Annotated in this window: 19 protein-coding genes and 4 tRNA genes; 21 read left to right on the top strand and 2 right to left on the bottom strand. The window is 39.9% G+C overall.

Features of this window, described 5'->3' with window-relative positions; translation table 11 throughout:
- Positions 1-10 precede the first annotated feature (10 nt).
- The gene (filF, locus tag J690_RS15940; RefSeq protein WP_081405191.1) at positions 11-2011 is read left to right on the top strand and encodes a putative pilus system protein FilF; all 2001 of its coding nucleotides are present in this window, start codon (positions 11-13) and stop codon (positions 2009-2011) included.
- A gap of 58 nt (positions 2012-2069) precedes the next feature.
- Here filF and J690_RS15935 read toward each other — a convergent pair whose 3' ends face one another.
- Positions 2070-2618 (bottom strand): NUDIX hydrolase, encoded by a 549-nt coding sequence (locus tag J690_RS15935; RefSeq protein ID WP_002115876.1) that lies wholly within the window; start codon positions 2616-2618, stop codon positions 2070-2072.
- Positions 2619-2732: 114 nt separating this feature from the next.
- Between J690_RS15935 and J690_RS15930 the strand changes: the two genes are divergently transcribed.
- The 6 genes from J690_RS15930 to fghA all read left to right on the top strand — a co-directional run bounded on the left by J690_RS15930 (position 2733) and on the right by fghA (position 7915).
- Positions 2733-3359 carry a CoA pyrophosphatase gene (locus J690_RS15930; protein ID WP_014208431.1) on the top strand — a complete coding sequence of 209 codons (627 nt, stop codon included), beginning with the start codon at positions 2733-2735 and terminating at the stop codon, positions 3357-3359.
- Positions 3360-3381: 22 nt separating this feature from the next.
- The gene (locus tag J690_RS15925) at positions 3382-3909 is read left to right on the top strand and encodes a gamma carbonic anhydrase family protein (RefSeq protein ID WP_079284351.1); all 528 of its coding nucleotides are present in this window, start codon (positions 3382-3384) and stop codon (positions 3907-3909) included.
- A 135-nt stretch (positions 3910-4044) separates the two neighbouring features.
- Positions 4045-4710 carry a tRNA (adenosine(37)-N6)-threonylcarbamoyltransferase complex dimerization subunit type 1 TsaB gene (gene tsaB, locus J690_RS15920; RefSeq protein ID WP_032036883.1) on the top strand — a complete coding sequence of 222 codons (666 nt, stop codon included), beginning with the start codon at positions 4045-4047 and terminating at the stop codon, positions 4708-4710.
- Between the two features lie 11 nt (positions 4711-4721).
- Entirely contained in the window at positions 4722-5513 is a 792-nt protein-coding gene (locus tag J690_RS15915; RefSeq protein WP_032036881.1) for a class I SAM-dependent methyltransferase, read from the top strand.
- A 136-nt stretch (positions 5514-5649) separates the two neighbouring features.
- Entirely contained in the window at positions 5650-7101 is a 1452-nt protein-coding gene (locus J690_RS15910; protein WP_032036879.1) for a C13 family peptidase, read from the top strand.
- Entirely contained in the window at positions 7070-7915 is an 846-nt protein-coding gene (gene fghA, locus J690_RS15905) for an S-formylglutathione hydrolase (RefSeq protein WP_032036877.1), read from the top strand. Before J690_RS15910 ends, fghA begins: the two co-directional genes overlap by 32 nt.
- Positions 7916-7920: 5 nt before the next feature.
- On the opposite strand, the gene J690_RS15900 is transcribed toward fghA, so the two are convergent.
- Entirely contained in the window at positions 7921-8193 is a 273-nt protein-coding gene (locus tag J690_RS15900) for a DUF2218 domain-containing protein (RefSeq protein WP_017481242.1), read from the bottom strand.
- Between the two features lie 184 nt (positions 8194-8377).
- On the opposite strand from J690_RS15900, the gene rpe reads away from it, so the two are divergent.
- The 14 genes from rpe (at position 8378) to J690_RS15830 (ending at position 18523) form a co-directional block, all read left to right on the top strand.
- A complete protein-coding gene (gene rpe / locus J690_RS15895) occupies positions 8378-9064 on the top strand; it encodes a ribulose-phosphate 3-epimerase (RefSeq protein ID WP_032036875.1) in 687 nt (228 codons plus the stop codon).
- Between the two features lie 356 nt (positions 9065-9420).
- A complete protein-coding gene (locus J690_RS15890; RefSeq protein WP_032036874.1) occupies positions 9421-10242 on the top strand; it encodes a Cof-type HAD-IIB family hydrolase in 822 nt (273 codons plus the stop codon).
- 103 nt (positions 10243-10345) lie between these two features.
- Positions 10346-10741: a hypothetical protein gene (locus tag J690_RS15885; RefSeq protein WP_005803354.1), complete on the top strand. Its 396-nt coding sequence runs from the start codon at positions 10346-10348 to the stop codon at positions 10739-10741.
- Positions 10742-10782: 41 nt separating this feature from the next.
- The gene (locus J690_RS15880; RefSeq protein ID WP_032036872.1) at positions 10783-12690 is read left to right on the top strand and encodes a copper resistance system multicopper oxidase; all 1908 of its coding nucleotides are present in this window, start codon (positions 10783-10785) and stop codon (positions 12688-12690) included.
- Positions 12677-13432, top strand: coding sequence for a copper resistance protein B (locus J690_RS15875; RefSeq protein ID WP_032036870.1), 756 nt, complete (start codon positions 12677-12679; stop codon positions 13430-13432). The genes J690_RS15880 and J690_RS15875 overlap by 14 nt, the downstream gene beginning before the upstream one ends.
- Before the next feature lie 28 nt (positions 13433-13460).
- Complete coding sequence (locus tag J690_RS15870) at positions 13461-14456, top strand: cation efflux transmembrane domain-containing protein (protein WP_032036868.1); 996 nt, start codon at positions 13461-13463, stop codon at positions 14454-14456.
- A gap of 149 nt (positions 14457-14605) precedes the next feature.
- Entirely contained in the window at positions 14606-14926 is a 321-nt protein-coding gene (locus J690_RS15865; protein WP_004703760.1) for a DMT family transporter, read from the top strand.
- 12 nt (positions 14927-14938) lie between these two features.
- Entirely contained in the window at positions 14939-15418 is a 480-nt protein-coding gene (locus tag J690_RS15860; RefSeq protein WP_032036866.1) for a methylated-DNA--[protein]-cysteine S-methyltransferase, read from the top strand.
- Positions 15419-15551: 133 nt separating this feature from the next.
- Complete coding sequence (gene argJ, locus J690_RS15855) at positions 15552-16772, top strand: bifunctional glutamate N-acetyltransferase/amino-acid acetyltransferase ArgJ (RefSeq protein ID WP_032036865.1); 1221 nt, start codon at positions 15552-15554, stop codon at positions 16770-16772.
- Between the two features lie 144 nt (positions 16773-16916).
- Positions 16917-17981: a quinolinate synthase NadA gene (nadA, locus tag J690_RS15850; RefSeq protein WP_032036864.1), complete on the top strand. Its 1065-nt coding sequence runs from the start codon at positions 16917-16919 to the stop codon at positions 17979-17981.
- A gap of 142 nt (positions 17982-18123) precedes the next feature.
- Positions 18124-18200: transfer RNA gene (locus tag J690_RS15845), tRNA-Pro, on the top strand.
- Positions 18201-18256: 56 nt separating this feature from the next.
- Positions 18257-18333: transfer RNA gene (locus tag J690_RS15840), tRNA-Arg, on the top strand.
- Positions 18334-18366: 33 nt separating this feature from the next.
- Positions 18367-18442 (top strand) — tRNA-His (locus J690_RS15835).
- A 4-nt stretch (positions 18443-18446) separates the two neighbouring features.
- Positions 18447-18523: transfer RNA gene (locus tag J690_RS15830), tRNA-Pro, on the top strand.
- Positions 18524-18596: the final 73 nt, after the last annotated feature.

Raw genomic sequence — 18596 nt, 5'->3', positions numbered from 1 at the left:
ATAAATAGGAATGATGATGAGTAAAAAAATTTTATTACCTTTTGCATTATCTACATTGGCAATTGTATTAAATGGTTGCGGTGGTGGTGGCTCAACAATTAATGAAGATCCTACTCAAGGTGGGGGTACGATTCCGACCACTAATTTGGATTGTAAAGCCACAGATGAAACCTGTCTGAATTTTGAATTAAATTATCCAATAGCAGGTTTGAATTTCGACTGTAGTTTATCTCCGAATCAGCGTTATATTACTAAATTGGTTGGTAACTCGGTTGGCGGTGCTTGTAGTATCAGTGGCAGTAAATCAGATGAAACAATTACGCTTTATCTACAAGGTAGCAATACTCACAAGATTGCGTTAGGTACGATAAAACTTGATACATTAGGAAAATACGGGACAACACATTTAACAGTTCTGGATATGGCTACAGCATTAACTGGTCAGCCTCCTGCTTCAATGAGTAACGCTGATCCAACTATTAAAGTAGCTATGGCTTTAGTTAAGTTATTCCAAAGTATTGGTGTTGAACGTGGCGATAATGTGGTAGGTGATTTACAACCAACCCAATTTACTCAAGATAAGAAAAATCTGTTGACTAGTTTGACACAAGATATAACTGCAACAGAATGGAAGAATGGGCAATATGCAACTCTTCTAAAACCTTGGTTAGATGTAAGTAAAGTGTCTGATGCACAAGCTTATGCACTCGTGGTTCAAGTCACAAACTTAGCAAATGCTGCATTATTTCAAGCAAATGAAGCGACTTATGCGGGTATTGTAGATCCTGTTAGTTCCCCGTTACCGCTGGGTTTTTATGGCTGTAATCAGGCATTAGCAGATTGCTTTAATAAATCTACCACTAATTTACGTCATATGATGGCTAACATGTTCATGTTGACTGACCGTGAAGGTTATGCAATGGGTTACGGTCTGCAATGGCGTGGTGATGCTACTTTATATAAAGATAAGGACGGAAACGTGACTGGTGTTGCTCCACCAGTTTTATTGTGGACCAAAGCAAAACCAATGCAAATGCTTGTTGCTCCCCAACAAAATGGTTGGCTTAACCCAATTTCAAAAGATATTCAATCGACTCAACCCTTACGTTTAAGCATTGATGGCAATGCAAATAATGATTTGCAAATCTATCAAGGTAAGTTTATGAACGATTATGCTGTTGCGGGAAGTGAAGGTTTTTATAAGCAACTAACACGCTCGACCACAGGAAATATTCAGCATTATGGTTTATGGCGTCAAACAGTAGGCACAGAAAACTATAAGGGTTCACTTGATATTATTAAAGCCAACCCAATTAGTTATCTTGGAAAAGAAATTTTTAAAACAGCAGCTAACGTGAGTTCTGGTCAACGCTATGTCTTCCCATTATATGCGACTTTGACATTCCGATTTGATACTACTGGGATAGCTCCTATCGATTTAGGCATTGTTGTTGATGAAAAAGGAAATATTCGTACGGATATTAAACCAAATGCAACTGCAACCGATATGTCTGGTCAATGTGCAACAGTAACAGACAACAGCTTAATTGATAGTAATGGTGTGCAACAATACCGACTTGGTACTACTGGTGGAACAGAGTCATCGGATAATGATAGCTCTATTACTGTTCGTATGATTTTATCGAATCCTCAGCTAGGTAACCTTAATGGGATTTTGATGGGACTTAACTCTGTGGTGAGACTGGATACTAATCCAGATGATAATGTAAATGATTCAATTTCGGTAAATGGAGCCAAGATTAACCTCTATAACTTATTAGCAGGTCAAAACAGCAGTAATAGTATTAATTTAAGTGATTATGAAAACAAGACCGCACGTTGGATTAACCTTTATGCTTTCTATCAAGCTGTTTATAATAATATTAAGGATATTAGCCCAGCACCAACAGATGCTGAAAAAGCTTTGGCTCAACGCTTGTCTGGCACGGTGTCTATTAAACTAGCCAATCAGTCTATTCCAGCTTGTAATGCAATTAAGACTAAATCTTAAAAAATAAAAAACATATAAAAAAAGACCGCGAGAGCGGTCTTTTTTATGGTTCAAGTGATTAACCTGTATGGTCTAAACGAGTCCCCAAAGTTTCAAGATGTGTTGGGAACACTTGTTTTTTACGGTCTTCAAAATAATGTCTTAGTGTATGTTCAACACTAGGGAACGCAAGTTCACCCCATGGAATTTCATGTTCTTCAAACAGGCGACTCTCAATGCTTTCTTCACCTGCACCAAAAATTCCATCTTTCAGCTGTGCTTTAAAAAGTACATAAATTTGGCCAATACGCGGAATATTGTACATACAATAAAGTTGTTCTATTTCTATCTCGGCTTCTGCTTCTTCACGAGTTTCGCGTGCTGCGCCTTGTTCCATGGTTTCGAACAATTCCATATAACCAGCAGGTAATGTCCACAGACCATAACGAGGTTCAATCGCACGACGACAAAGTAATACTTTGTCTTCCCATAACGCTAAGGCACCGCAGATTACTTTGGGGTTTTCATAATGAATATTTCCACAATGAGTACAAACACGGCGTACTTTATGATCACCTAAAGGAATTTTTTGTTCGGTTTTATGCCCACACGCTACACAGAAACTCATAATTATCATCGAGTATAGAGATGCCTCAGCATAACTGAATTTTTAGACTTACGCATCAACTCTATTCCCTAACTTTGATTTTCAGATATGATGCAAAGAGAGACAGAATAATAGGTGAATGGTATGGAAGAGCACTTGCTAACACAAAAGTTACAGCAAAGATTGCGCTTTTCCACCCGCATACAAGAAGCACAAGCAGCAGTACTTATTGCAATTACGAATGAGAATGATCCAAAGGTACTGCTTACACGCCGTTCAATACATATGAACAACCATGCGGGGGAAGTTTCTTTTCCTGGGGGAAAGCGTGATCCTAGTGATACGAGTAATATTGTTGTAGCGTTGAGAGAAGCTCAAGAAGAGACAGCTTTAAATCCATTTGATGTACAGTTGTTAGGTGATTTGCCGATGCAGCGTGCAAGAAGCGGTTTGTCTGTAAAACCGATCGTTGGGCTTATTCCTCCTGAGGTCACTTTAATACCTCAGCCTACTGAAATTGATCGAATTTTCTTTGTCCCATTACAGCAGCTTATCGAGACGCGGCCCACACCTTACGAAGTCCGATATGCTCATCAGTCTTTATACTTCCCAAGCTTACAGATTGATAATGAAATTATTTGGGGTTTAACTGCTCGTATGTTAGTTGCTCTGTTTAAATATGGATTGGGTTATCAAAAAGATTGGCCATTTTTACTCAACTCACCAACCTTTGGAATGCCAAAGTTTTCTCATAAAAAATAAAGATCAGGATTGATAAATTATGATGTATAGCTATCAAGGACAGCACCCAAAAGCATTACATGAACCATGGGATGGCTGGGTTGCTCCAACAGCAACGCTGATTGGGCAAGTGGAATTAGGTCGTCAGGTCAGCATTTGGTTTGGTGCGGTAGTTCGTGCTGATAACTGTGTCGTTCGGATTGGTGATTTCTCTAATATTCAAGAAAATTCTGTCTTACATACCGATGCTGGACTTGAGCTAAACATTGGTGAATATGTCACAGTCGGTCATAAAGTCATGCTGCATGGTTGTACGATTGGTGATAATAGTTTGATTGGTATGAACGCCGTAATTTTAAATCGGGCGGTGATTGGTAAAAATTGTATTATCGGTGCTAATGCTTTAATACCTGAGGGAAAAGTAATTCCAGATAATTCAGTGGTGATGGGTTCACCTGGCAAAATTGTCAAAACTTTAGATGAAGATGGCGCTGCAAAAATACGTTTGAGTGCATTGCATTATGCTGAGCACTTTAAGAACTATACAGATTTAAAAGAGTTTCACTTTTAAAATCTTTTAATAAGTTATTTTCTATGCCAAGCACAAGCTTGGCATTTTTATTTAGAAAGAGAACAACTCGCCTATCAGAGCCGAGTGGGGTATCATAACCCTCGTTTTTAATCTGATTTAATACTAAGGTTGTGCATGAAATTGCTGGCGTTGGAAACTGCAAATGAGCAGTGTTCTATTTCATTAGTCGATGAAACCCAAGAACTGTTTTTTCAACTCGATACGCGGGCGAAAGCACAAACACAGACCATTTTGCCTATGATTGAGCAAGGGCTACAACAAACAGGTCTTGAAGTTGCTGGTTTGGATGCGATTGCCTTTAGCCGTGGACCTGGTTCTTTTAGTGGTGTTCGAATTAATGCTGCTGTTGCCCAAGCTTTAGCTTGGTCACAAGATTTACCTGTGGTTCCAGTTTCTACATTGCAAGCTTTAGCACAAGCGGCATACCGACTTGAAGGTTTGGAGCAGGTGACTGCGGTGCTCGATGCACGTATGAACGAAGTTTACATTGCAAGTTTTGTTCTAGATGAACAAGGAATTATGCAGTGTATTGATGAAGAAAAATTAATGAGCTATGAGCCAGCAGCAGCTTATGCAAAACATTGCTTAATTGGTTCGGGCGCCAAGCTACTTCAAGCTGATGCAGAGCATCAAACAATCACTGCAACTGCACAGGATATTGCTTCTATTGCACGTGTCTATGCTGCACAAAAGCAATGGGTGGATGCCGAGCATGCTTTGCCAGTTTATTTACGTGATGATGCGTGGAAAAAGATAGCGGATCAGGGTAAAGCAAAGTAAAGGCAGTACTCATGCATATATATTTTGAACAAGATTTTCAAGAACAAGCACAGCACTACCAAGCTGTGCTTTGTTCTAGAGGTGTGACTGTCGATTTAAAGCCAATTGAAAAGCTGAATGCACGGTTTTTACGCTTCAATCCTGAAATTGCCCTTTGTGTAGATGAAAACGGACTTTGGTTATCTGCTAATGGCATGAAAATGCAACCCGACTGGAAAGCTGAAATTCCACGTTTAAAACGTGCAAGTCTTAAATCGGAAATGATTGCCCGTGCTTGTCAGTTAGGTGAAAAGCCAATATTGGTTGATGCTACAGCGGGTTTAGGTCATGACAGCTTACTGATGGCTTATCTAGGTGCCCAAATACAATTGGTTGAGCGCCATCCAATTTTATTTACTTTACTTGAAGATTCAAAAGCTCAGGCGGAACATGATCCATTTTTAAGTCAATTTATGGATCGTATTCAACTGATCTTCGCTGACTCTGCAAGCTATTTACAGCAATTAGATCAAGAAGAAAAAAGAGTTGATGTGGTCTACCTTGACCCGATGTTTCCGCAGCGTGATCAAAACCATCAAGCAATCAAAAAACAAGCTCAAGTCAAAAAACAAATGCAGCTTTTACATCTTCTTTTACCCGAAGATGGTGAAATGGATTTGGGGGATAATTTGCTGGTTTTGGCACAGAAAGTTGCTAAACGTGTAGTCGTTAAGCGGCCACGTCATGCTATTTTCTTGGCAAATCAAGAGCCAGCTCATCAATGGCAAGGAGATGCTTGTCGTTTTGATGCGTATTTTCAGTAGGCTTATGTAAGGTTAGGTTTTATTGCTTGAATAATGCACAAATATATGTGATATAGTTCAAAAGCATGATTGCTAAAATTCTTAGCAGGCATACACTTAAGATGCCTGTCAAAAACGAAATTTTTGAAAACCTTTTATGATTGATCTTAAACCCTCCATTAACTTTTGGCATGATTTTAAAAGCAACCAAATTGCCGGAATGTGGCTGTTTTTGGGGTCAAGACGTTCTTTACAGATTGTACATCCATCTATTCTTCAGCTTATTATTTGGGGAATCTTAGGAGGATGTACCAACTCTCTTTATAGTTGGCTTGTAGCTGGTCAAATCGGTGATTTTAATTCACAAGGTTTAATTGGTTATGCACTTTGGCCATTCATTGCCTTAATTGTTGGTATTTTCTTATCACAGCGAACTAACCAACCTCGCTTAATGCTAGTTCCTGCTTTACTGTGGTTGGTTCTAGATACAAATATCTTATTAATTCAATGTTTAATTCAGTATTTGGGGTCTAACGGTTATCTCAACTTTATTCCCGATGCTATTTATAACGGAATTTTACCGAGTTTATTTGTAGCTTTATTCGTGTGGCAAAGTTTAGCGGTAATTTGGGTTTTCTCACGTGAGCTTAAATGGCCATGGTGGGAACGTGCATTGGTTATGGTTGCGACTATTGCAACGATGGTGGTGTGGCAACTTTCTGTAAAAGATCAACCCATTTGGAAGGTAGAAGATACAGCTCCTACATTTGCTGAAGATGCTTTTTATGCGCAAAGTAAACTTTTAAATGATTCTTTAGAGCAAGTTCAATATGGTGAGCTCGCCAAAAGCCATTGGTATTTTCTAGGTGTTGCTGGCGATAGTTATCAAGATGTTTTTAAATCGGAAGTGGTCCGTATTAAAGAACAGTTTGATACACGTTTCGGAACGATTGGTCGTTCGATGATGTTAGTCAATAATCCAGATACCCGTACAGAGATTCCAATTGCTTCTAAAACCAGTATCGAGTTAGCTCTACGCCGTATGGGCCAGCAAATGAACCGTGATAGTGATGTCTTATTTCTATATATGACTTCACACGGTGAACAAAATCACTTCGAAATTGAAAATGCGCCATTAGATTTAGGGCAAGTGGACCCGAAATGGTTGCGAGAAACACTGGACAAATCCGGTATACGCTGGCGTGTAATTGTGATCTCAGCCTGTTATTCAGGAAGCTTTATTCCTGCTTTACAGTCTCCTGATACCTTAATTATTACTGCATCGGCTGCTGATAAAACTTCTTTTGGATGTAATAACGAAGCTGACTATACCTATTTTGGTCGAGCTTTCTTTGATTTGGCTATGCGAGAGCAATCGTCGATGAAAGATTCGTTTAACACAGCTAAGCAAACAGTAACCAAATGGGAAGTGGCTCAAGGTGTAGAACCTTCAGAACCTCAGTGGATGATCGGTAAAAATATGGAACTTATGCTACCTCAATTGGAAAAGTATCTATTTCCTCAGCAAAATACGGGTAGTGTAGATATTGCTCAAACAAAAACAGAGGCTAAAAACGATGCAACTCCTGCAAAAAAACCGCTGCTTTGAGGGCGAGCAGCGTATATACCAATTTGAATCTTCTTATTTAAAAGGGCCTGCTAAGTTTGGTGTTTATTTACCACCAGCAGCTTTAGAGGGTAAAGCTTGCTCAACTTTGTTTTACTTAGCTGGTTTAACGTGTACTGAAGAAACCTTTGCCATAAAAGCACATGCACAGCATATGGCAGCACAACTTAGTCTTATATTGATTACGCCTGATACTTCTCCTCGTGGAGAACAAGTTGCAGCAGGGGATAACTGGGATTTAGGTCAAGGTGCGGGCTTTTATATTAATGCTACGCAAGCGCCATGGTCTGAGCATTATCAAATGGAAAGCTATTTAATTGATGAGTTATATCCACTCATTTTAAAAAGCTTTCCTGTAAACGCTCAACAAGTTGGTATCTTTGGACACTCAATGGGTGGCCACGGCGCATTGACTTTGGCTTTTAAATATCCTGAAAAGTTTAAGTCGGTATCTGCTTTTGCTCCTATCTGTGCACCAACTGAATGTGCATGGGGAGACAAAGCCTTTAGCCATTATTTGGGTGCAGACCGCGAAAGCTGGTTGGCTCATGATGCCACAGCTTTAGTCTCAAAGAATGGTGCAATATTTAGCGAAATTTTGGTGGATCAGGGATTGGATGACCAATTTTATGAACAACTTCACCCTGAAAAATTTAAGCAAGCATGTTTAAAAGCAGGACAGCCTTTAACTTTAAGACAACATGCTGGCTATGACCATGGTTATTATTTTATTCAAACCTTTATGGATGAGCACTTACAGTTTCATGCAATCCAGTTAGAAAAAGTATCTGGCTAATTAGTTTAGTGTTGCCATTCAACTTGAAATTCTTGTTGAGCCATACGGTTTAGATGATCAAGCACCACTTTTTCTAAGTGGTTGTGGTCATCTAACTGACTATCAATAGCAACGTTTAACTGCTCTGTTGCTGGTGCAAGCGTAATTGTTGCTGTAGGCATTAAGATTTTAAAATCCTGTTCAGTTTCTTGTACTTCAAATTTGTGCTTCCAATGATTAACTAGACGTTTTGCAATGCGTTTTCCATCGTTTGTTAATAGATGAGTTGTGCTTTTCATTATCAATCCTCACATTGGTTTAATGTACCTTAACAAATTCGTTTCGCCGTTAGCATTCTATTGTTGCAACGTTACGTTGCAAGTTTGAAATGTTGTCATTTAAGCAAGGAAGGGCGGGCCAATTAGGTTCTTTTTTGTTATAATTTTTAGTCTCTCCTTAAACTTCTAGCCAGGTCATCCACCTATGTCCAAGCCTTATTTGATTGCTCCTTCTATTTTATCTGCCGATTTTGCTCGTTTAGGCGAAGATGTAGACAAAGTGTTAGCCGCAGGTGCAGATGTAGTGCATTTTGACGTGATGGATAACCACTATGTTCCAAATTTAACTTTTGGTGCAGGTGTATGTAAGGCTTTAAAAAACTATGGGATTACAGCTCCTGTTGATGTGCATTTAATGGTATCTCCAGTTGATCGAATTATTGGCGATTTCCTAGAAGCAGGCGCAGATATTATTACCTTCCACCCAGAAGCATCTCACCATATTGATCGTTCATTACAGCTGATTAAATCTGGTGGTGCTAAAGCAGGTTTAGTTTTCAACCCAGCAACGCCATTGCATTATCTAGATTATGTACTTGATAAAGTTGACCAAATTTTAATAATGAGTGTAAACCCTGGTTTTGGTGGACAAAAGTTCATTCCAATGACATTAGAAAAATTACGTGAAGCTCGTAAAATTATTGATGCAAGTGGCCGTGATATCCGTTTAGAAGTTGATGGTGGTGTTGGCCCTGCAAATATTCGTGAAATTGCAGAAGCTGGTGCAGATATGTTTGTTGCGGGTTCCGCAATTTTTGGTCAATCCGATTATAAAGTTGTGATTGACCAAATGCGTGCAGAGCTTGCGAAAGTAGGCAGTGTTGATGCTTAAAAAGATAGAGTTAATCTAAAATAAACTTGTGGATAACTTTGTTTATAACTGTATGGATAACTGTGTTGATAACCGTATGGATAAGATGTTGGTAAAATAAACAAAATTAGATCAACCGTTTATTCTATAGACAAAAACGATGAAAAAAGAACGTTTTGGCGTTCTTTTTTTATGCGTGTTGAGTAATTTATTAGCTGGCTTTTTATTAAGCTTTGCTAAAAAATAACCTGTGCAAAAAACGATGCAGCTCTGTGTAAAACTTTTTATGCATACATACGTATAAAACTGTAAAAGTGTCATGAAAAATAAAGCTAAATTTGGTTTAATAAGTTTTTAGTAAGAGACCTTGATCATTAATGACAGTAAAAATTTTAGCGGTAGATATGGATGGGACTTTTCTTAATTCCAAAAAGCAGTACAACAAAGCACGTTTTTTAAAACAATACGAACAACTAAAACAAAATAATATTCATTTTGTGGTAGCTAGCGGTAATCAACTTGCAAAACTTGTTACCTATTTTCCAGAAATTAATCATGAGATTGCTTTTATTGCAGAAAATGGCGCACATGTTGTAGATGCGGGGCAAGAATTAGCTTTTGCTCATTTAAGTCAGCAACAATACGTTGAGATTTTAAAAGCGATTGGCCCAGCGTATACCTCAACCATGGTGATCTGTGGAAAACAAAGTGCTTACGTGCATAGAAGTATGAACGCAGAAGACTATGCCAAAGTTGCCCGATATTTTGAAAAACTGACAGTTGTAGATGACTTTTATGCACTAGATGACTTGGTGTGCAAAATTACTTTTACCGCTCAGGAAAACGAAAGCTTTGCGATTTTTGAGCATTTTCAGAAGCAAAGTTTTGTAGCAGATAAAGTTTTGGTACCTGTTTCAAGTGGTTTTAATTTTATCGATTTGATTCTTCCCGACCAGCATAAAGCACATGGTTTGAAGTTATTACTACAAAAATGGCAGGTTGAATCTGATCAGGTAGTCGCGGTTGGTGATAACAACAATGATATGCAGATGATTAAAGCTGTGGGTTATGGGTTTGCAGTTGAAAATGCAGTAGAAGCATTAAAAGCGGTGGCGCCTTATACCACTGTAAGTAATGAACAAGAAGGTGCATTAGAGGTGATTGATTTAGTCCTTCAGCATCAACCTCCATTTGCTTAATTGCTCTATAACAAGCATTTAAGATAGGAAATTGTATCTCTTTTAAAACTTCGTTATGCTAATGGCATTAAGATCACTCATCGGCTCTAGGCGATAAATCACAATGGCTCTACAACACTTACGCAAGTATGCTTGGTTTGTGTTCCTAATGGCTTTCGTCATTGGGTGGAGTGGTGTGTCTATTGCACAGACGCCTATGCAACATGATCTTCATACTATGCCGTGTCATAGCGAAAAATTTTCGCATAACAATATGCATACTCAAGCAAATGATCAGACCGTATGTCATCAAAAGATGACTCAGTCTCTTCATTCGCATGGTGAGCATTGTCAGGACTGTAACCCAGTCCATTGCCAAATGGTAAATTTGGCTCTGCAGCAAGCTGTACCTGACGTTGAATCCCCACTTATTCCTATTTCATATCAATTTAGCAGTATTTATCAGGCTCAACATTTAGCCGGATACTGGCAAGAGATTTTACGTCCTCCTAAAGCTTGATCCTTATTTACTTATTTTTTTAATTAAAAAGGATCACAGCAATGTCTCATAAAACAATTAGCAGCTTAGTCGCTGTATTTGGGCTATTGGTTTCACCATGGACCCTCGCGGCAATTAAGGAATATCACCTTAATATTAATGAACAACAGGTCAATGTTACGGGCCAACCTTTAAAACGAATTACCGTAAATGGCAAGTTTACAGCACCACTCCTTGAGTTTGAGGAGGGGGATGACGCTGTTATTCATGTTCATAATCAGTTAAAGAATCAAGATACCTCTTTGCACTGGCATGGGTTATTACTACCAGGGTTAATGGATGGTGTACCGGGTTTCAATGGTTTTAAAGGAATCGCGCCAAACGGAGATTTTGTTTACCGCTTTAAGGTGAAACAAAACGGCACTTATTGGTATCACGCGCATAGTAAAGGCCAAGAGCAGGATGGTTTATATGGCCCGCTCGTGATTTATCCAAAAGGGAAAATACCCGTAGCTGCACATGAAAAAACTGATCGTGATTATGTGGTGATGCTTTCAGATTTTCATAATTCTTCTAGCGATAGCATTATGAAGAATTTGAAGAAATCTCCTGAGTATTATCAAAACCGCCGTGAAACCGTATCTGATGTTTTGAAGCAAGTTAAAACACAAGGCTTAAAAGCAACTTGGCAAGATCGTTCGATGTGGAATCAGATGCGGATGTTAAAAACCGACATGTCTGATGTGACGGGTTATACCTTCTTAGTTAACGGCAAGACACCACAGCAAAACTGGACAGGTAATTTTAAAGCTGGCGATAAGGTTCGATTACGGTTTATTAACGCATCGGCAATGTCATTTTTTGATGTCAGAATTCCAAATTTGAAAATGACAGTTGTAAGTGCAGATGGGCAGCCAGTTAAACCAGTTGCAATTGACGAGTTTCGTATTGGTACAGCTGAAACCTACGATGTCATTGTAGAACCTAAACAAGCAAATTATCAGATTGAAGCAGAGTCTATTGACCGCAGTGGTTTTGCCATCGGGACTTTGCACAATGAAAATACGCAAGCTGTAGGGTCAGTTCAAATGCCGCAACCACGTCCACGTTCTTTGCTAACCATGGATGATATGGGCATGAGTCATGGCAATGGGGCAAGTGATGAACATGCTGGCCATCAAATGAACATGCAACACGACATGTCGGCTATGCCTGAAATGAAAAAAGAAGAGAGCCAGACTAATCATGATCATACAATGATGAACATGAGCCATGACATGAAAAATATGTCATCTAGTGAACATGATCATTCCATGATGCAAATGAAGCATGATATGCAGGCAATGTCAGCTAGCGAGCATGACCACGCTATGATGAATATGAATCATGAGATGCCTGCGCAATCTGAGAATAAGCCTAAAAAGGATGAACCCGTTTATGGCTGGGCAAATGCTTCAACACCAGTGGGTATGAAAGCACTGCAATATAGTGATTTGCAATCCTTAACACCTCAGCCAGACACGCGTGCACCAGAACGTGAATTAGTTATTCGTTTAGGTGGCAACATGGAGCGTTATATCTGGACCATTAATGGCAAAAAATTTAGCGAAGCTGAGCCATTACGAGTTAAGTATGGCGAACGTATTCGCTTGAAGTTTGTGAATGACAGCATGATGGCTCACCCAATGCATTTACATGGCATGTTCATGCAATTAGAAAATGGCCAACAAGCTGAAAACTTACCAAATAAACATACTCTTATTGTTCCACCAGGAAAAACCGTTACTGCGTTATTGACAGCTGATGCCTTAGGCGAATGGGCGATTCATTGCCATCTGCTTTATCACATGAGTGCTGGAATGATGAATAAGTTGATTGTGGCTCAAGTGAATGATGGACAACAACCTGCTCAAGCTCAATCACCTGTTCAATCTGAAAATGAGAAAGGAGCTAGTCATGCGCATCACTAAGTTATTTTCTCAAATGTTATATTGCGGTGCTTTCTCGAGCATATCAGTATTTACTTTTGCTCAAGAGCCTTTAACTCATGATCATTTACGTGAACATGGCGGACAGGTTTATCAAGCAACAAAAATTGATACTGGCTGGACTCAAAATGAAGAAGGAGAAGGTAGTTTTTCTTCTGAATTAGAAACTTGGGTGGGAACGGATGAAAATAAATTGTTCATTAAAGCCCACGTTGAAAAAGCAGAGTCAGAAGATGCTAATTACGGCAGTTCAGTACTTTATAGTCGAAATGTAGCTGACTATTGGGATGTACAGGCTGGAGTAAACTACGAGCGTTTGCAACGGGAAGATGAAAAGCAAGATCGTTGGGCAGGTGTAGTGGGTTTACATGGCATGGCACCTTACTTTTTTGAAACCGATGCATATCTTTATGCAGGTGAAGACCAGCTATGGAAGTTAAGTCTAGAAACAGAAAGGGACTTACTCTTTACCCAAAAGTTAATTGGTAAACCTTATTTAAAAGCAGATGTTGTTTTGCAAGATGAATCTCAATATGCCAGTAAAACAGGTTTATCAAATTTACAAGCTGGTTTTCAAACCCGTTATGAAATCAACAAAAAGGTCATGCCATTTGTTGATGTTGGTTACGGCTATGAAAAAGGTTTAAAACAAACTGATTGGCAAACTGGAACCGACTCTGAACATGGTTGGTATTATGGAGCAGGGTTAACGCTAAAATTCTAATTTACGAACAAAAAGTAAGCTTAAACATATGCCATTGGTTTATACTAATGGCATTGTTTTTTGTGTCAGTTATGGTGCAAAGATGGCTTTAGAAAAACAAGAGAATCAAATACATTTAAGTAAAACTAGCTCTAGCTGTGGGTGCTCAAGCACGACGTCTCAGGAGTGTTTTACGCCTAGTGAACCTGTGGCTAAAAAGAGTCAATGGGTAAGTTATTACCATATCCCCCGAATGGACTGTGCAGCCGAAGAGCAAATGGTACGGATGGCTTTGGCCCCTTACAATGACGATATTCAAGAACTTCATTTTGACTTACCAGCGCGTCATTTGGCGATTTATCACAGTGTTCAGGCTGAAATGATTACTCAAAGTTTACAGCGTCTAGGATTAGGAGCAGAGTTACAACAAACGCAGCCACATTATGAACCCGTTGAAAAACCTAAAAAGGTTCGAGCTAGTTCTTCAACTAATGCAGCACAAAAGCAAGTCTTACAATGGTTGTTACTGATTAATGGCGTCATGTTTGTCATTGAGTTTATGGCCGGCATCATCGCTTCCTCGACAGGGTTAATCGCTGATTCGCTCGATATGTTTGCTGATGCTGCAATTTATGGCATTGCTTTACTTGTGGTGGGTAAAAATCTAAATGCGCAATTAAAGGCTGCGCATCTTTCGGGTTGGTTGCAGTTTGGCTTAGCCATGATTGTGTTAATCGATGTATTGCGCCGTTTTATTTATGGCAGTGAACCTGTTTCAATTCTCATGATTTTAATTGGCGGATTAGCTCTTGCGGCCAACATTAGTTGTCTTTATTTAATGAGAGACCATAAGGAGAGCGGGGCACACATGAAGGCGAGTTATATCTTTTCTGCAAATGATGTCATCGTCAACTTGGGTGTCATTGTCGCTGGAATATTGGTTGCCATTACAGGTTCGCGTTATCCTGATTTAATGATTGGATTGATTATTGTTTTGTTTGTTTTAAATGGTGCACGAAAAATTTTACAGTTAAAAAATGAATAATATTTTCTGATAGAGGCAAGCCTGTGTCAGGGTTTGCCTTCATTTTTTATTTTAAAGTAAACTGAGTCCTCACATAAAGGAGGAACGACCTCCCCCATAATGGGACATCATGTCGGGACGACCTGACGCTATAAAAATTAGTGAATGTTATGGCTTGGGCTATTTTAATTTTAGCAGGTGTATTTGAAATCATTTGGGCATATTCTATGAAAATGTCCGAAGGTTTTACACGTTTAACCCCTAGTATTATTACCGTAGTTTTTATGATTTTGAGTGTAGTTCTGCTTTCAATATCAATGAAAACTTTACCTCTTGGCACTGCTTATACGGTTTGGACAGGCATTGGCGCAATTGGGTCATTTCTTGTAGGTATATTTTTTCTTCATGAACCTATTGGAGCTATGCGAATGATTGCCGCTGTATTAATTGTGTCAGGTTTGGTTTTAATGAAAATTTCATCGCCGTCTTAAGAGAATAAAACTATGTTGCTGTCTTATAAGTATATCAATTCGCCTGTTGGGCAATTAAAGCTAGTTGCGAATGAAAATGCTTTAGTGGCAGTACTCTGGGACAATGAAAATCCAAAACGTGTTCGACTGGCTGAGCTGGTCGAACAACTTGACCATCCAGTTTTATTAAAGACCGAACAACAATTACAAGAATATTTTGAAGGTAAACGCCGTGAATTTACATTGCCGTTAGATTTTGAAGGGACCGCATTTCAAAAGCAGGTCTGGGCTGCTTTACTGACCATCCCTTATGGGGAAACAAGAAGTTATAAAGATATTGCACTCCAAATTGGCAATGAAAAAGCGGTGAGAGCAGTGGGCGCAGCAAATGGCAAAAACCCGATTTCAATTATTGCACCTTGTCACCGAGTCATTGGTGCGGGTGGAGCTTTAGTTGGTTTTGCTGGTGGTCTTGATAAGAAAGATATTTTATTAAAACTAGAGCAACAATGAGCCGTTTTTGCGCTCGATTTTTTTAGACTTTTCTACTAAGCTGTTCACTATAATATTTCATAAGGTCGGTGCTTTATTGCATCGCTTTTTTTGAAATATTGATCTTATTCAACAAACTTTGGATGTTCTAAAAATGGCTGTCGGTGACGTAACAATGCCACAAATGCATGTGGTAAAAGGTGTAAAAATTGGCTCAACAGAAGCATATGTACGTTACCAAAACCGACGAGATTTAGTCATTTTTGAGTTTGCAGAAGGCTCAAATGTTGCTGGTGTATTTACTCAAAATGCATTTTGTGCAGCACCTGTTCATGTCTCTAAAGCTCATCTTGCCGAAGGTAATCCTCGCTATTTAGTGATTAACACAGGTAATGCCAATGCGGGTACCGGACCTACAGGTTTGAAAAACGCTCAAGATACTTGCGCGAAGTTAGCGGAGCTTGCAGGAGTTAATAGCTCTGAAGTACTTCCGTTTTCTACAGGTGTGATTGGTGAGCAGCTTCCGATGGAGCGCTTACTTGCTGGACTTCAGCCTGCATTAAATAGCGTACAAGATGCGGCTTGGAATGATGCTGCATCTGGCATTATGACCACAGACACTGTGCCTAAAGGCGCATCTGAACAATTTGAACTTGATGGCATCACTTATACCATGACTGGTATTAGTAAAGGCGCTGGAATGATCCGCCCGAACATGGCAACCATGTTGAGCTTTGTGGCAACAGATGCACATATTAGCCGTGATTTAGTACAAAAGCTATTAAAGACAACGGTTGAGCATTCATTTAACCGTATTACGATTGATGGTGATACTTCGACTAATGACTCTTGTATTTTCGTAGCAACAGGTCAGGCGGGTGGCGCTGAAATCACATCAGACAGCGATGTACGCTACGCTAAAGTGTTAGAAGTTCTTGCTCGTGTAATGAATCGTTTAGCCCAGTTAATTGTTCGTGATGGTGAAGGTGCAACGAAATTTATTACTGTTGCTGTAGAAGGCGGCGCAAATACTCAAGAATGTTGTGACATTGCATATAGCATTGCGCATTCACCACTTGTCAAAACTGCACTTTTTGCATCGGACCCGAACTGGGGGCGTATTTTAGCTGCGATTGGCTATGCGGGTGTTAAAGACTTAGACGTGTCTAAAATTCAAGTGTGGTTAGACGATGTACAAATCTGTAAAGACGGTGGCGCAGCTGAGGACTATACCGAAGAAGCGGGTGCGCGCGTTATGGCACAAACCGAAATTACCATTCGTGTTGATTTAGGACGTGGTCAGGCCAAAGACACGGTATATACGTGTGACTTATCTTACGACTATGTCAAAATTAATGCTGATTACCGTTCTTAAATATCAGTTATAATCAAGCCTCGACAAAGAGGCTTTTTTATTAGCCCCATCTTTTGATATTAAATGATTCAATCCGTAAATCATTTAAGCAGTAACGTTATATGCGAGCAGGTATGCCAGCATGAAGGATAGAGAAGACGTTTTATGAGTGATGCGACTTTAATTGCCAACGATGCAAAAAACATTGTACAAGCGCATTTAGACCGTTTAGGTGAGCCAAAAGAAAATCGCTTAAGTGAAGAAGCAAAACAACAAAAGTTTGCGCAGATCGAAGCAGAGCTCAAAAAACGTGATGCTGTCCTTGTTGCTCATTACTATTGCGACCCTGAAGTACAAGAACTTGCCGAAAAAACAGGTGGATGCGTTTCTGACTCTTTAGAAATGGCCCGTTTCGGACGAGATCATGCTGCCTCAACACTGGTTGTTGCTGGGGTCAAATTTATGGGAGAAACAGCAAAAATTCTGTCTCCTGAAAAAACAATTTTAATGCCGACACTCGAAGCAACCTGTTCACTCGATTTGGGCTGTCCTGTCGATGAGTTCACGGCATTTTGTGATCAGCACCCTGACCATACCGTAGTTGTTTATGCCAACACATCGGCTGCTGTTAAAGCACGTGCCGATTGGGTCGTGACTTCGAGCTGTGCTGTTGAAATTGTTGAACATCTAGATAGCTTAGGCGAAAAAATTATTTGGGCGCCAGATCAGCACTTAGGTCGCTATATCCAAAAGAAAACTGGTGCAGATATGTTGCTTTGGGATGGGGCATGTATTGTGCATGAAGAATTCCGTGCACGTGGCATTGCCAACATGAAAGCACTGTACCCAGACGCTGCTGTATTGGTACATCCAGAATCGCCAGAATCGGTTGTAGAAATTGCAGATGCAGTAGGTAGTACTTCTCAACTGATTAAAGCTGCGCAGACTTTGCCAAATGAAAGACTGATTGTGGCAACTGACCGTGGCATTTTCTACAAAATGCAGCAAGCGGTTCCCAATAAGATTTTAGTTGAAGCGCCAACAGCGGGTGAGGGGGCAACTTGTCGTTCATGTGCTCACTGTCCGTGGATGGCAATGAATGAACTCGACGGAATTTTAGAAGTTTTACAAAAAGGTGATCAGGAAATACACGTCGATCCAGCGCTTGCTGAACGTGCCAAAATGCCTTTAGATCGAATGTTAGCCTTTAGTGCATCGTTAAAACGTTAAAAAACCTCAAAATGCTTGTTAAATATACATTTGATAAGGATTTTTAACTTTTTTTGAGAATAGGTGTTGACGTCTGAGGGCGTCGCGCCTAGAATGCACACCGTACCGCACGATGTGCGATACAGCAAAAGCTGAGATAGATCGGAGCATAGCACAGCCTGGTAGTGCACCTGGTTTGGGACCAGGGGGTCGTAGGTTCGAATCCTACTGCTCCGACCACTTAAAATAATATTTTAAGATCGGCGAAGTATCGCATGATAAGCATCATCGGTTAAGCGCCTGTAGCTCAGTTGGATAGAGCATCCGCCTTCTAAGCGGATGGTCACAGGTTCGAATCCTGTCAGGCGCGCCATTTGGTAGCTTGGTACATAGAACTTATTTGATGGTGGATGTAGCTCAGTTGGTAGAGCCCTGGATTGTGATTCCAGTTGTCGCGGGTTCGAATCCCGTCATTCACCCCAATTTCGGAGCATAGCACAGCCTGGTAGTGCACCTGGTTTGGGACCAGGGGGTCGTAGGTTCGAATCCTACTGCTCCGACCATATTTAAAAGCGTTCAAGCTTTAAAAATATCCCAAATATTAAAATAATTTCTTCTAGTCTTACAGATAGAAGG

This window comes from Acinetobacter sp. 742879 (genome assembly GCF_000588535.1).
GTDB lineage: Bacteria > Pseudomonadota > Gammaproteobacteria > Pseudomonadales > Moraxellaceae > Acinetobacter > Acinetobacter pittii.
This window is presented reverse-complemented; position numbering and strand designations above follow the sequence as displayed.

Coding starts and splice junctions, on each gene's coding strand:
- filF (WP_081405191.1), top strand. CDS start 11: ATGATGATGAGTAAAAAAATTTTATTACCTTTTGCATTATCTACATTG.
- J690_RS15925 (WP_079284351.1), top strand. CDS start 3,382: ATGTATAGCTATCAAGGACAGCACCCAAAAGCATTACATGAACCATGG.
- J690_RS15860 (WP_032036866.1), top strand. CDS start 14,939: ATGTTGCTGTCTTATAAGTATATCAATTCGCCTGTTGGGCAATTAAAG.
- rpe (WP_032036875.1), top strand. CDS start 8,378: ATGTCCAAGCCTTATTTGATTGCTCCTTCTATTTTATCTGCCGATTTT.
- fghA (WP_032036877.1), top strand. CDS start 7,070: ATGCAACTCCTGCAAAAAAACCGCTGCTTTGAGGGCGAGCAGCGTATA.
- J690_RS15885 (WP_005803354.1), top strand. CDS start 10,346: ATGGCTCTACAACACTTACGCAAGTATGCTTGGTTTGTGTTCCTAATG.
- J690_RS15865 (WP_004703760.1), top strand. CDS start 14,606: ATGGCTTGGGCTATTTTAATTTTAGCAGGTGTATTTGAAATCATTTGG.
- nadA (WP_032036864.1), top strand. CDS start 16,917: ATGAGTGATGCGACTTTAATTGCCAACGATGCAAAAAACATTGTACAA.
- J690_RS15915 (WP_032036881.1), top strand. CDS start 4,722: ATGCATATATATTTTGAACAAGATTTTCAAGAACAAGCACAGCACTAC.
- argJ (WP_032036865.1), top strand. CDS start 15,552: ATGGCTGTCGGTGACGTAACAATGCCACAAATGCATGTGGTAAAAGGT.
- J690_RS15900 (WP_017481242.1), bottom strand. CDS start 8,193: ATGAAAAGCACAACTCATCTATTAACAAACGATGGAAAACGCATTGCA.
- tsaB (WP_032036883.1), top strand. CDS start 4,045: ATGAAATTGCTGGCGTTGGAAACTGCAAATGAGCAGTGTTCTATTTCA.
- J690_RS15875 (WP_032036870.1), top strand. CDS start 12,677: ATGCGCATCACTAAGTTATTTTCTCAAATGTTATATTGCGGTGCTTTC.
- J690_RS15890 (WP_032036874.1), top strand. CDS start 9,421: ATGACAGTAAAAATTTTAGCGGTAGATATGGATGGGACTTTTCTTAAT.
- J690_RS15880 (WP_032036872.1), top strand. CDS start 10,783: ATGTCTCATAAAACAATTAGCAGCTTAGTCGCTGTATTTGGGCTATTG.
- J690_RS15935 (WP_002115876.1), bottom strand. CDS start 2,618: ATGAGTTTCTGTGTAGCGTGTGGGCATAAAACCGAACAAAAAATTCCT.
- J690_RS15870 (WP_032036868.1), top strand. CDS start 13,461: ATGCCATTGGTTTATACTAATGGCATTGTTTTTTGTGTCAGTTATGGT.
- J690_RS15910 (WP_032036879.1), top strand. CDS start 5,650: ATGATTGATCTTAAACCCTCCATTAACTTTTGGCATGATTTTAAAAGC.